At 53.3% G+C, this 12,568-nt stretch carries 16 protein-coding genes; 7 read left to right on the top strand and 9 right to left on the bottom strand.

What is annotated here, in order from left to right; all coding sequences use genetic code 11:
- Positions 1 to 26: 26 nt before the first annotated feature.
- The 3 genes from MGLY_RS03865 to MGLY_RS03855 all read right to left on the bottom strand — a co-directional run bounded on the left by MGLY_RS03865 (position 27) and on the right by MGLY_RS03855 (position 2,130).
- On the bottom strand, positions 27 to 773 hold the full coding sequence (locus MGLY_RS03865) for a DUF2703 domain-containing protein (RefSeq protein WP_156271907.1): 747 nt from the start codon (positions 771 to 773) through the stop codon (positions 27 to 29).
- Positions 774 to 787: 14 nt separating this feature from the next.
- On the bottom strand, positions 788 to 1,684 hold the full coding sequence (locus MGLY_RS03860; RefSeq protein ID WP_156271905.1) for a permease: 897 nt from the start codon (positions 1,682 to 1,684) through the stop codon (positions 788 to 790).
- Between the two features lie 83 nt (positions 1,685 to 1,767).
- Entirely contained in the window at positions 1,768 to 2,130 is a 363-nt protein-coding gene (locus MGLY_RS03855) for a PadR family transcriptional regulator (protein ID WP_062280211.1), read from the bottom strand.
- 312 nt (positions 2,131 to 2,442) lie between these two features.
- Here MGLY_RS03855 and MGLY_RS03850 point away from each other — a divergent pair, with 312 nt between their 5' ends.
- On the top strand, positions 2,443 to 3,396 hold the full coding sequence (locus MGLY_RS03850; protein WP_246187413.1) for a cation diffusion facilitator family transporter: 954 nt from the start codon (positions 2,443 to 2,445) through the stop codon (positions 3,394 to 3,396).
- 135 nt (positions 3,397 to 3,531) lie between these two features.
- Here MGLY_RS03850 and MGLY_RS03845 read toward each other — a convergent pair whose 3' ends face one another.
- Positions 3,532 to 3,978 carry a putative zinc-binding protein gene (locus MGLY_RS03845; RefSeq protein WP_156271903.1) on the bottom strand — a complete coding sequence of 149 codons (447 nt, stop codon included), beginning with the start codon at positions 3,976 to 3,978 and terminating at the stop codon, positions 3,532 to 3,534.
- A 146-nt stretch (positions 3,979 to 4,124) separates the two neighbouring features.
- Between MGLY_RS03845 and MGLY_RS03840 the strand changes: the two genes are divergently transcribed.
- Both MGLY_RS03840 and MGLY_RS03835 read left to right on the top strand, forming a co-directional pair.
- Complete coding sequence (locus tag MGLY_RS03840) at positions 4,125 to 5,276, top strand: aminotransferase class V-fold PLP-dependent enzyme (RefSeq protein WP_156271902.1); 1,152 nt, start codon at positions 4,125 to 4,127, stop codon at positions 5,274 to 5,276.
- Between the two features lie 117 nt (positions 5,277 to 5,393).
- A complete protein-coding gene (locus MGLY_RS03835; protein ID WP_156271900.1) occupies positions 5,394 to 5,909 on the top strand; it encodes a (Fe-S)-binding protein in 516 nt (171 codons plus the stop codon).
- 4 nt (positions 5,910 to 5,913) lie between these two features.
- Here MGLY_RS03835 and MGLY_RS03830 read toward each other — a convergent pair whose 3' ends face one another.
- Both MGLY_RS03830 and MGLY_RS03825 read right to left on the bottom strand, forming a co-directional pair.
- Positions 5,914 to 6,456, bottom strand: coding sequence for a permease (locus MGLY_RS03830; RefSeq protein WP_156271898.1), 543 nt, complete (start codon positions 6,454 to 6,456; stop codon positions 5,914 to 5,916).
- Positions 6,453 to 6,935, bottom strand: coding sequence for a permease (locus MGLY_RS03825; RefSeq protein WP_156271896.1), 483 nt, complete (start codon positions 6,933 to 6,935; stop codon positions 6,453 to 6,455). The genes MGLY_RS03830 and MGLY_RS03825 overlap by 4 nt, the downstream gene beginning before the upstream one ends.
- A 111-nt stretch (positions 6,936 to 7,046) precedes the next feature.
- Between MGLY_RS03825 and MGLY_RS03820 the strand changes: the two genes are divergently transcribed.
- A complete protein-coding gene (locus tag MGLY_RS03820; RefSeq protein ID WP_156271894.1) occupies positions 7,047 to 7,454 on the top strand; it encodes a PadR family transcriptional regulator in 408 nt (135 codons plus the stop codon).
- On the opposite strand, the gene MGLY_RS03815 is transcribed toward MGLY_RS03820, so the two are convergent.
- Entirely contained in the window at positions 7,451 to 7,663 is a 213-nt protein-coding gene (locus MGLY_RS03815; RefSeq protein ID WP_156271892.1) for a DUF5320 domain-containing protein, read from the bottom strand. The genes MGLY_RS03820 and MGLY_RS03815 overlap by 4 nt on opposite strands.
- Before the next feature lie 261 nt (positions 7,664 to 7,924).
- On the opposite strand from MGLY_RS03815, the gene MGLY_RS03810 reads away from it, so the two are divergent.
- From MGLY_RS03810 to MGLY_RS03800, 3 genes are all read left to right on the top strand, one after another.
- Positions 7,925 to 8,308: an ArsR/SmtB family transcription factor gene (locus MGLY_RS03810; protein WP_156271890.1), complete on the top strand. Its 384-nt coding sequence runs from the start codon at positions 7,925 to 7,927 to the stop codon at positions 8,306 to 8,308.
- A 223-nt stretch (positions 8,309 to 8,531) separates the two neighbouring features.
- A complete protein-coding gene (arsB, locus tag MGLY_RS03805) occupies positions 8,532 to 9,605 on the top strand; it encodes an ACR3 family arsenite efflux transporter (RefSeq protein WP_156271888.1) in 1,074 nt (357 codons plus the stop codon).
- A 145-nt stretch (positions 9,606 to 9,750) separates the two neighbouring features.
- Entirely contained in the window at positions 9,751 to 10,359 is a 609-nt protein-coding gene (locus tag MGLY_RS03800) for a hypothetical protein (RefSeq protein ID WP_156271886.1), read from the top strand.
- A gap of 100 nt (positions 10,360 to 10,459) precedes the next feature.
- Here MGLY_RS03800 and MGLY_RS03795 read toward each other — a convergent pair whose 3' ends face one another.
- Complete coding sequence (locus MGLY_RS03795) at positions 10,460 to 11,221, bottom strand: LytR/AlgR family response regulator transcription factor (RefSeq protein WP_156271884.1); 762 nt, start codon at positions 11,219 to 11,221, stop codon at positions 10,460 to 10,462.
- Positions 11,211 to 12,566, bottom strand: a complete 1,356-nt coding sequence (locus tag MGLY_RS03790) for a histidine kinase (RefSeq protein ID WP_156271882.1) — start codon at positions 12,564 to 12,566, stop codon at positions 11,211 to 11,213. The genes MGLY_RS03795 and MGLY_RS03790 overlap by 11 nt, the downstream gene beginning before the upstream one ends.
- Between the last annotated feature and the right edge of the window lie 2 nt (positions 12,567 to 12,568).

The following is a 12,568-nucleotide window of genomic DNA, read 5'->3' as shown; positions in this document are numbered from 1 at the left end:
CCGCAAGAAGAGCAGGCCATAGCACGTCAGTCGCAGCACTTAGATAACGGGGAAACGCCGCAACAACAATCTTGTGGTTCCGGCGCGGGCTTACGGCCGGCTGCGCCTTCTTCTTTCTTACGCTTGGCCGCAAAGAAGCGCTTTAAATTATCGGGCAGCTCCTTTGGTGTTTCCCTTTCCGCGGGAGCTTCAGTTCCTTCCCCGTAAACGTGCTTCAGGATGGCCTCAATAATCATCCCTTTGGGGGCGACGGTATATTCCTTCCCCTGGTACACCCAGACGCGGCAGTCCACATCCTCGCCGCAAAGGTCGCCGCAGGATTCGCACAGGCTTTCCCTGACGTCCAGCTGGATGTCCCGCCCGTTGATGCGGATGGTGGGCGAACTGACAAATCCCAGGGCCAGGGCCTGTTCTTCCGTCTGGACGTGGATCTTGCGCAGGTTGACCTTGATCCCGGTTGCTTGTAAAACCCCTACCATTTCGTTGAGGGCCTCTTCCAGGTTGCGCGCCGTTCCCCGGCACCTGGTGCAGGCATCCAGGTCCAGATAGAGAAACTCGATGTCGAGGGATCGCTGGAACGCCCGGGTTTCGGGCGATATCTCTATTTCTCGCCCTTCAGCTTTTTCGGTACTGCCCGGCCAAGAACTGCCGCAGCAGCAACCGTTATCAGGGGTATGGATGTCTCCTTCAGGGATCTCCTCGATACGGATAGAGCAACAATTACTTCCCTGCCGGCCAAAAACCCTGGCCAGCAATCCTTTTTTTTCCGCCATAATACAGTTCCTCCTTATACAAAAATAATATTAAAGGCATACCCGGCCAGGACGGCAACCGTAAAAATGGTGAGAACGAAAGCTACCACCAGGCGGGGCTTAAAGATACCTGCTAGTAGAGAAACTTCGGGAATGCTGGCCCCCGCGCCGCCGATGATCAGGGCCATGAGGGTACCCAGGCTCATGCCTTTCTGGAGCAGCACCATACCAATGGGGATCATCGTTTCGACGCGGATATAGAGAGGGATGCCTATAACTGCCGCCACCGGTATGGCCAGGGGGTTACCGGGGCCAGCTACTCGAGCCACAAACTCAGCCGGGACAAAGCCGTAGATAAAAGCGCCGATGGCCACACCGATAAAGAGATAAGGCAATACGCCGATAAACTGATTCCACGCTCCGCCCAGGGCGCGAACCAACCGGGAGCGGAAATCCTGGTTTTCCCGGTTGCCAACGTGGCCGCCGCTGATGCGGACCCTCTTTACCTGGCTGGCCAGGCCTATTTTTTCCCATACGGCTCCCAGGACTACACTGAGGATGAAGGTAACGGCCGCGTAGGTCACCGTGGCTTGCCAGCCCAGAAAGGCGAGCAATAAACCAAGGATTACGGGATTGAGAAGGGGGGAGGCCAGGAGGAAGGAGCTTGCGGCGCCAAAGGGGGCGCCGGCGTTTATCAGTCCCACCATAATCGGGATGGTGGAACAGGAGCAAAAAGGAGTAATAGCCCCCAGAACCGCACCAAGAACGTTACCCTGGCCGCGGCGTCCAGTAAGTAGCCGCTGGACGGTTGCCGCCGGGATATATTCCTGTAGCAACCCCACCAGGAAGCTGACGCCGATGAAGAGTACCACCAGTTCGATTGTAATGATAAAGAAAAAATGAAGAGCCTGGCTTAAGGAGTTGATGCCCATTTTTGTACCTCCCTATGTATTAGCTCCAGTTAACAGATGTTAAGTGCTATTTTGGTTTATGCATTTGAGCTGTATCAATATCATTACAATTGGTCGTTATTTTCCTGTACTTTTACCGCCTGTAAAATATAATTGGTAACCTCCCGCCAGGCCTCGACGGCGACCCGGAAGGCCTCCTGCCCTTTTGGCGTAAGGGTATAGACTTTACGCTCCCGGCCGCCGGCTATCTCCAGGGAAGAAGTGACGTAGCCGCCCTCCTCGAATTCCCTGAGTACCGGGTAAATCGTCCCCTCGGTAGGCGTGCAGCAGCCCCTGGTGACTTCAGCTACGGTACGGGCTATCTCGTAGCCGTGCATGGGCTGGGTGTAGAGAACCCGCAGGATAAAAAACTTCGACAGGCACATCTTGATGATACCGTTCCAGTACTCGCGATCCGTATAATCCATATTTTCCTCCTACCTTTAACCTCTATACATAGATGGGCAATGCTTGCTGCTTGTATTATATGGTACCCGGCTGGTGGTGTCAAGGTATTTATCCGGGTGTTTCGCCGGACGGTGTGTTCTTACGTGGATTTCCTGCCTGGCGGGGGTGCTGATATATAGAGTTCTCGTCATGCCACAATCATAGACGGTAGATTGATTTTGTTTTTATTTGGTTGACGGAAGGCCGGGTAGGCGTTATTTTATTAGTAATAAAGAATATAGTTAGGCGAGATATAGTTAGGCGAGAAAAATGCGCGGTAAGGAGTGCATAAGGTGAACAGTGATCAGCATGATGGCAATACTCATCATCACCACCACAGCCACCTGGAAACAGAAGCAGTGAGCGGCCTGAACCTGGTACTAACGATGTTATTAAACCTGCTTATTACCGCGGCGGAGGTGGCAGGAGGATTACTGTCGGGGAGCCTTTCCCTCCTTTCTGATGCCCTGCACAACTTGAGTGATGCGGCGGCCGTGGCAATCAGCCTGGCTGCGTTACGCTTTTCCCGGCGGGGGGCAACCCTGGAAAAAACCTTCGGTTTTCAGCGCCTGGAGATCCTGGCGGCCCTGTTCAATTCCGCCGTATTGATGGTGATTTCCATTTTGCTTTTCAAAGAATCCGCAACCCGGTTACTACACCCCCAGGATATCAATAGCTCAATGATGGTAGGTGTCGGAGCCGCCGGGTTATTAGTCAACACCCTGGCGGTCTTTCTCCTGCGGCGCGATGCCAGCCGGAGCCTGAATGTGCGGTCTTCTTACCTCCATTTATTCTCCGACGCTTTATCTTCAGTGGCTGTAGCAGCTGGCGGTATGGCGATCTATTTCTGGCATATCACCTGGATAGACCCCCTCTTGACAATATTAATCGGTCTGTATGTTTTGAAGGAAAGTTACGAAATTGTTTCTGATACAGTTCAAATTCTAATGGAAGGCACGCCAAAGGGCGTGAAGCTGGAGGAAATTTATAAGTCTGTCAAGAGCCTGCCGGGTATCCGCGACCTGCATCATGTCCATGTCTGGCAGCTCGGGGAGCGACAGATTAATTTCGAAGGCCACATCGACCTGGATAAGGATATATCTATCAGTGAATCGGAAAAGCTGCGCCGGGAAGTGGAAGCCACATTGCGTGACAAATTCGGCATCCAACACGTCATGCTCCAGATGGAATATGAAGGCTGTCCTGGGACGGGGCTTGTTCGTGATACCCGCAGTCAACTCATCTAATAAATTGTAAATCTTGGGAAGCGAAATTTTCCAGGCGGCGCTTGGTCGGGAAAAGGAGAAGTCTCCTCCGACGGGATTTATGACGACGTCTTTTGATGAAAATGCCGGAAGAAGGGGCAATTGCGCCCCTTATCCTTATTTTTCGGTTTCAATTTTTTCCACCCGGGCAACAATGGCGTCGGCGACGTTGGTAATAGCGGCAGCGTCCTCCAGGATAAATGATTTGGGTACATTGCAGTCCCGGGTAACCACCAGGCTCTCCTCGACGTTAAACCCGGCCTTCTCCAGGGTACGCCGGGCACACTGCATGGGGCAACCGTCTACGGCCACGATACCTTTGGCTTCAGCCGCGGCGCGGCTGATATTCTTCAAGCCGGCCGAGATACTGGCCAGGCACAGGAGGGCGGCCCGGTCATAACCCAGGCGCCGGGCAGCCTCGTTACCACCCAGCACCGTACTCTGGCCCACATTTGAGGCCCCGGTACAGTAAAAAACAGCTACCTGTGCCGGGCGTTCCACCACTTCAATGCCCTTTACCTTTTTATCCATATAGGGCAGGTACCAATTTTCCTGTTGTGACATGACGTTCCCACCTCTGAGTTAGTTTATTTACCACGCCGGGACGAAATAGCAGCCCCGACAAAACTTAAAACGGCTGCCAGGTAATAGACAAAACCCATACTCTTGATAAACGCCTGTCATTAAGGCCCTAACGGGGGGTGTAAATAATGGCCGTTTACCTGGATAACGCCGCCACTACTTATCCCAAGCCGCCGGCAGTCTGGCAGGCTATGGAGCATTTTATGAAGAATATAGGGGCCAGCGCCGGCCGGGGCGGCTACTGCCGCGCCCTGGCGGCGGAAGAGATAGTCTTCCAATGCCGGCGGCTACTGGGGAAGTTATTTAACATTAATGACGCCACCCGCATCATTTTTACCGCCAATGCCACCGAGGCCATCAACCTGGCCCTCAAGGGGTGGTTGAACCCCGGCGATCATGTCATTACTACGGCTATGGAGCATAATGCCGTCTGGCGCTGTTTGAAAACCCTGGAGAAGGAGCGCGGGATAAGCATTACGGTAGTGCCCTGCCGGGAAGACGGCGAACTGTTAATGCCAGAGTTGGATGCGGCCTTCCGGGAGGAAACGCGCCTGCTGGCCTGCACCCACGCCTCCAATGTTACGGGAACGGTGATGCCGGTGCAGGCAATTACTGCCGCGGCCCACCGGCACGGGGTGCCTGTTCTGCTGGACGCCGCCCAGACGGCTGGGGCATATCCCATCGATGTCCGGAAACTGGATATCGATTTCCTGGCCTTTACCGGTCACAAAGGCCTGCTCGGGCCCACGGGTACCGGCGGCCTCTATATACGTCCCGGTTTCGACCTGCATCCCCTGAAGGAAGGGGGTACCGGTTCGGTATCCCGCCTGGAGTACATGCCTGAGGGCCTGCCGGATCGCTTTGAGGCCGGGACGCTGAACGTTGTCGGCATCGCCGGCCTCAAAGCCGCTGTGGAATACATCCTCAACCAGGGGATCAGCCGCATCCGTTCCCACGAGGAGATTCTGACGGCCAGGATGCTGGCCGGGCTGGAAGAGTTACCTGGATTGACCGTCTATGGTCCCCGGGAAACGGCGCGCAAGGTGGGCGTGGTTTCCTTTAACATTAAAGAACTGGCCCCGGAAGAGGTGGCCTACGCCCTGGACGAGGGACATGAAATTATGGTCCGGGTGGGCCTGCACTGCGCGCCCCTGGCCCATAAAACCATAGGCACCCTGGACCGGGGAACGGTGCGGGCCAGCGTAAGTTATTTTAATACCGCGGAAGAGATAGACACCTTTTTAACGGCGGTAAAGGAAATTATTGTACTAACAAGCTGAAGTGTTTGAGAGGTTTTACTATCATGGACCCGGTGGACTATCCGGAGTTATTTTCCTGATTGTTGTGCCTTGCAAGCATGGCTGAACAAGGAGTGGACAGATTGGAGGCGGTACCTGTTGTATCTGGAAAAGATTGACGTCACCAAAGTGGAAACCTGCCTGGCCGATGCGGAAAAGATCCGCCTGCAGGCGGTTTTGAGCCAGGACATTGAGGAGTTATTACCCTACCTCAATACCGTGATTAAAAATGCCGTATATAACCATTACGCTAAAAACCTGACCTTTATGAAAGAGTTTCGGCTTATAACCCTTTACCCCCGCAAGCTTACCATGGCCAAAGCGGTCAATATGACGGACGCCCTCCAGGTGCTGGACTGGCTCAAGGATTTAATCAACGATACCCACCGGCGGCAAAAGGAAATCCCTCCTTTATTCACCAAAAAGGAGAGGCCCACAGCGCTGCAAATATACAAATGGCTGCCCGGGACCAATTGCCGCCGGTGCGGCCAGTTGACCTGCCTGGCTTTTGCCGCCAGGTTGCTGGGCGGTGAAAACGCCCTGACTGATTGCCCACCCCTGGCAGAGCCGGAAAATAGTGAACGCTTCAACGCCTTGCAGGGGTTGCTGGGGTAAGCCGTTAAGGATTTGCCATCTGGCGCCGGTAGAATTCCGCTTTGTCTTCCGCTCCTATGAGGCGGTCGATAATATAAGCAATCGCCAGTATCCCGGGGATGTTGACCAGCCAGCGGGTCAGGGCAAACTTTATGCCCAGGGCAGACATTTCAAAGAGAAACATAGGGATTTTTAAAGTCGACCAGGAACAGAGGAAAATGATAATGTTGCTGTATTTGGTGCCTTTCTTCGCCATGACGGCGGCCACCGGGAAGGCGCCGTAAAGGGGCCCGGCGGCGGCTGCCCCCAGTACTATGCTTAGGACAATGCCCTTTAGCCCGGAACCCTCACCTAGATAGCGGATAATTGTTTCCCGCGGTACCCAGACATCTAGGAGGCCCAGGAGGAGAAAGATCGGCGGGATAATGGCGAGCATCTCGGCAAAGTTACCGGCGGTGTATTTAAAAATTGTCAAGCCGGTGCCGGGATGGAAGACGGTTATTACCACATCAAAGAGGATGATTAATAAAAAGTAGCGGTAAGTCTTGATTAAGTTAAGCAAGTTCACGCTCCCACCACCATCCCGATGATCATAGCCACGATAAAGGAAAAGACATAGCTCAAAGAATTACGGAGGATAGTTTCTTTTTTACCGAAATACCTGCTTTCCAGGGGAGCGGTGACGACGCCCACCATCATCAGGGTCGAAACAAAGACGGCCATCTGCATGATACCGGCGCCCCGGTCGAGCAAAGATTTGGCCAGGGGAAAGGCGACAAACCCGGGAATAAGGGTAACGGAGCCCACTATGGAGCTGGCCAGCATGCCCGGGAAGCCGCTGTTTTTGCCCACCAGGGCGGCAATGGTATGAGGTGACAGGTAAGTCAGCATGATCCCTATCAGGGCTAGGACGACAGCAAAGTCGGGTAAGATGTTGGTAAAGGCCTTCCAGCCTTTCATTAAAGCCAGCCTGGTTTTATGGCGGTCTTTCCCAAAAGAAATTAACAGCCCGCCCAGGGCCAGCAGGTAAAGAAGCAGGGTAAACATGGCCTCTCTCCTTTATGGGTTATAGCGTCTTGTTGACGAGATGGAATTATTGGTTTATTCTATTATTGTATATTAACACACATATGTAAATAGCAGATAGGGAGTGAATCCATGTGCGGTTATGAACCCGGCGGGCATCACCATCGCTGCGATTGTCGCGGCGCCCGCATGGAAGGCTTTTTGCAGCCCTGCTTATTGTTGCTGCTCTATGAGAAATCCACCCACGGTTACGAGCTGATGGAAAGCATGAACCGCCTGGGGTTATGGGAGGGCGTTCCCGATGCCGGGGCCGTTTACCGCAACTTAAGGCGCCTGGAGGAAGAAGGCCTGGTACGGTCCCACTGGTCGACCGGCGGCCCGGGACCGGCCCGCCGCCGGTATGAGATAACCCCGGAAGGGATAGATTACCTCCATGACTGGGCGGTGACCATCCGGCGCAATAAAGCCGCCCTGGAAACCTTCCTGCGGCGTTACGAAGACATTTTTGGGCAGGACAAAGAGATGGAGAAGGGGAATTAAGCCCCTTCTCCCAGTTTCTTCAGCCTTTCCTCCACGGCTTTTACTTCGGCCTGCAGCTCCTTAAGATACTCCTCCAGGCGGGCTTTTTTCTCCGCAGCAGTTAAAAAGTGGCGGTGGAAGCCCATGGGGTGATGGCCGTGGCAGCAGCAGCCCCGCTGCGGGCCCCAATCATGGCCACGGTTATGACCGTAACCGGCATAGTTACACATTGTTTCTTTCCCTCCTTTTTGATCTGCTTATATATGTTGACAGCATATATAAGCTAATTACATGATACTACCGGTTAATGCTCATGTCAAGGGGTATCCCCGCCTTTTATGGCGTATCACCGGTTGGTTCCAGCCTGGCCGGGGCGGCTATGTTGAACCTCACCACCAGGGCCGCCACCGCCGCCCATTTTAAATTCATCTTGACAAACCTACCAAAGCCCAATATTATATACTAAATAGCTTATCTAAGGAGGCGAAGGAGTGACCTTAAAGGAGTGGGAAAAGGCTTTTAAAGCCCTGGGCCAGCATTTGCGACTGCGGATTATTGCCCTGCTGGCCGAACAGGAACTGTGCGTTTGCGAGCTGGAAGAGATCCTGGGCATAACCCAGCCGGCCATCTCCCAGCACCTGCGGGTCCTGAAAGAAGCTGACCTGGTCTGGGAGGAAAAAGTGAGCCAGTGGGTCTTTTACCACCTCAATAAAGAAAAGCTGGCCGCAGTCCTCCAGGGTTGGCTGGCCTACCTGGATGTACCCCTGGAAGCGAAGAAGGAGTTTGCCGTCGATTATGATAAGCTCCAACAACTAATGGAGAATCCGAAAGTTGCCTGCCGGCCGCCCCAGAAAAGGAAAGATGGCGCTTATTAAGGAAAGGGAGCCTGTAGCCGTCTAATTGCGGTTAGCCACGGTCACGGACTACCAGACAACGGCGCCATAAGAGAGCCGGGACCCTTATATGACGATTAGCTACCGGTACCGGCGTAGGAGGGGAAAGGCAGAAAATTGGAGGCTTCGGCCCAGCACCTAACTAAACTAAACAGTACTTGTGGATCGTTTAAAGAGAATAATATTATAGAGGAGGACTGAAATTATGGCACCAGCAAATAACTATCAGCCCGTGGCCAGGTTATCTCTACTGGATCGTTTTTTGACCCTGTGGATCTTCCTGGCTATGGCTTTCGGCGTAGCCTTGGGTTATGTAGTGCCCGGGGTGGCGGAGGCCCTGAATAAAATGTCGGTGGGAACAACTTCCATCCCCATCGCCATCGGCCTGATCGTCATGATGTACCCGCCCCTGGCCAAGGTCAAGTATGAGGAACTGGGAAAAGTGTTTCGTAATGGCAAAGTTATGGCCTTATCCCTCGTCCAGAACTGGATTATCGGCCCTATCCTGATGTTTGTCCTGGCCATCATCTTTTTACACAATTACCCGGATTACATGGCCGGCCTTATCCTTATCGGCCTGGCGCGCTGCATCGCCATGGTCATCGTCTGGAACAGCCTGGCCCGGGGTGATGCCGAGTATGCCGCGGCCCTGGTGGCGTTAAACTCCATCTTCCAGGTTATCTTTTATTCAGTTTACGCCTATATTTTCATCACCCTGCTGCCGGCGTGGCTGGGCTTTCAAGGAATGAAAGTCCACGTCTCCATCGGCGAGGTGGCCATCAGCGTGGCCATTTACCTGGGTATCCCCTTCCTGGCCGGCGTTATCACCCGTTTTACCCTCATCCCGGCCAGGGGTAAAGAATGGTACGAGAAAAACTTTGTCCCCAAAATCAGTCCCCTGGCCCTAATAGCCCTGTTGTTTACTATAGTGGTTATGTTTTCCCTGAAAGGGCAGTATATCGTGTCACTACCCATGGATGTGGTCAGGGTGGCCGTTCCTCTAATCTGTTATTTCGTCCTCATGTTCTTAATTTCCTTTTTCCTCAGCATGCGCCTGGGGGTTAACTACGAGCAGACAACCACCCTTTCCTTTACGGCCGCCAGCAACAACTTTGAGCTGGCCATCGCCGTGGCCGTTGCCGTATTCGGCATCAACTCCGGCCAGGCCTTTGCCGCGGTCATCGGTCCGCTGATTGAAGTGCCGGTAATGATCGGCCTGGTAAACGTGGCCTTAAGCTTCCAGCGACGGTATTATGGAGCGGTATCGGGCCGGAAGTAAGTAGGAAAGGCGGGAAATCGGACGGGAAAAGGGAGGCCGCAAGCATCCCTTTTAATATTACATCGTAGGGGGATAGACAGGTAAGTTTTACTTGTTGGCATCTCCGGGAAGTGTTAAAATATTGGCAGAAAGGAGAGGGGAAGGGATGGCCATGTCGGAAAAAGAAATAATAGAAGGTGCAACGAAAGAGATTGCCGCGGCTTCGGAAGGCGTGGAATCTAAGATAGCGGAATTCGGTTATTATCACTTGGCCCAGCGTACGGACAACCTCTCCTTGCGGATAGACAATTTATCCCAGCGTATTGACGGTATAAAAGATAGTTTAGAGGGGAAAATAGCAGCCCTGGACCAAAGAATAGATCAATTACGCCAGGAGATGAAAGAAGATCTTAACAGATTGAGCCGGGAGACGAAGGAAGATCTCAACAAATTGAGCCGTGAGACGAAGGAAGATTTCAGCAGATTGAGGCGGGAGACGAAAGAAGATCTCGACAAATTGAGCCGTGAGACGAAGGAAGAGCTCAACAAATTGGGCCGGGAGACGAAGGAAGATCTCAACGGCTTGGAAGGCAAATCAAACCAATTACGCGATGAAATGAGAGAAGCATATAACAGGTTGGAGGAAAAATTCAACTTACTACATCAAGAATTACATGAATACAGCAGGAGTCAAAGGAATACTTTAGCCGGTGTGATTATCAGCGCCCTGGCTATAATAATAACTGTTTTATTAGCAAGCAAGTACGGTTTCTAAGCTGAGAGGATGCCTGTATTTGCAGGGAGAAAGACCAGGGTGAAAGAACGCTCTCCCCTTGAGGAGCAGGAATGCCGGCCGGTGGCCGGCTTAAAATATTTTAATTGATGCCCAGGAGGCTCTTTAGCTTGCGGGCCTGGTTGCGGCTTACCGGCACCTCGCTTTGCTGCTTGTCGGCCATAATCAAGGTGTAGGTGCCGTTGAAGAAGGGAACAATTTCCCGCACCCTGGTCAGGTTGACGATATAACAGCGGTGGCAGCGGAAGAAAACCCGGGGGTCCAGGCGGTTTTCCAGTTCTTTGAGGGTAAAACGGGTGAGGTATTGTTCATTTAATGTTTTTAAATAAACATTATCCCCCTGGGTACAGGCATAAATCAGGTCGTTTTGATCCAGGAGGATGGTCTTGCCATCCTTTTCTACCGGCAGGCGGTTGAGGCGGCCTTTGCCGTCGCTACCGATGCCTGCTTCAGGAGTTGCCGGCTGCTGCTGGCGCTGTTCCACCAGGCGGCGGACTTTATCAATAGCCTGGCGCAGGCGTTTTTCATCGAAGGGCTTTAAAAGGTAATCGACGGCGTTGACTTCAAAGGCCTGCAGGGCGTACTCCTCATAGGCCGTGACAAAGATAATGAAGGGCGGGTTGGGTCGCTTTTGAATAGCCCGGGAGAGTTCCAGGCCGTTCATCCCGGGCATATTGATATCCAGGAAAAGCACCGTGTAATCAAGGGCGCTGACGAGATTCAAAGCCTCCCGGGCATTGGTGGCTTCTCCCACCACTTCTACGTCTTTAAACTCCTGGAGCATAAAGCGTAGTTCCTGCCGCGCCGGGTATTCGTCATCGACAATCAGGGCTTTAAGCTTCATTAACCAGCAACTCCTTTGCTGAGGCATCTTTTACGACTGCCGGCCGGATAACGGGCACCCGCAAAAAAACAGTCGTGCCGTTAATGTTGCTATCCAGGCGCAAACCATAATCCGGGCCGTAAAGGTTCTGGAAGCGCAGGTTGACGTTACTTAAACCGACGCCGTTACCAGACCCGTATCCTGGCTGGAGAACCAGGGGGATTTTCTCAGGCGGGATACCGACACCGTCATCCTTTACGGTTAAATGGAGCTCATTGCCTGCCAGGCGCCCGGATATTTTGATCATCCCGGGCCCCTCTTTGGGCAACAGGCCGTGGTTGATGGCGTTTTCTACCAGCGGCTGCAGGCTGAGGACGGGAATGTGATAATCCAGCAATTCTACCGGTACATCCTGGAAGTATCGGAATTTATTACCGAAACGGGCCTTTTCCAGGACCAGGTAGGTACGCACACATTCCAGCTCTTCCCGCAGGGTTGTCAGGCTGCCGCGGCGGTTTAAGGTCCGGCGGAAGAGGCTGGCCAGGCGGATCAGCAAGCGGCGGGCCCGCTCCGGGTCGGTACGGCTGAAGCTAATAATGGTATTCAGGGTATTAAAGAAGAAGTGGGGGTTGATTTGGGCGTTCAATGCTTCCAGCCGGGCTTCAGTCAGGAGCTGGCGCTGGCGGTCCAGCTCGGCCAGCTCGATTTGCAGGCTCAAAAGATCGGCCAGGCCAATGGCCAGGCGGATGATCTGGGGCGGGAAGACCCCCTCCCTGGTCTGGTAGAGCTTTAAAGCGCCGACAATTTCTTCCCGGCATTTTAAAGGAACGATAACGGCTGCTTTTAAAGGGCAGTTGCAGCCCATATTATACCTGGGGCAGCAGAGCCCCTGGGGGGTATGCACCACCTTCAACTTGCCCGTGGCAATGACTTCTTTGGTGGCTTCCGTTAAGATCCGGTCACCGGCCCGGTGCTGGTCGCAGCCTACCCCCAGGAAGGTCAGGACGTGTTCGCGGTCGGTTATGGCTATGGCCGGGACTTCGGTGATATTCTGGATGATCTCGGCCGTCTTGGCGGCCGTTGCTTCATTTAACCCCCCGCGTAATACCGGTAGAGTCTCATGGGCAATCTGCAGGGTAGAAGCGAAAATACCTTCGGTCCCGCCGATCTCATCCTCTTCTTCCACCGGCGACTGGGTTAATGAGCAAGGGGGTCCCTGGAAAGCCTTTAAAGCCCCTAACCCCAGGGCATTTAATCCCCCGAAGGCCAGGGAGGCCAGGAAGGGTGAAGCCTGGAAAAGGATGATTGCGGCTATGGTTTCCACCAGGGTCAAAGCAATAAACAAGAGGTAAAATTTATTATTCATGG

Origin of the sequence: Moorella glycerini, assembly GCF_009735625.1 — a bacterium.
GTDB lineage: Bacteria > Bacillota > DSM-521 > Neomoorellales > Neomoorellaceae > Neomoorella > Neomoorella glycerini.
The sequence above is the reverse complement of the archived record's forward strand: the minus strand, read 5'-3'. Positions and strand labels throughout refer to the sequence as shown.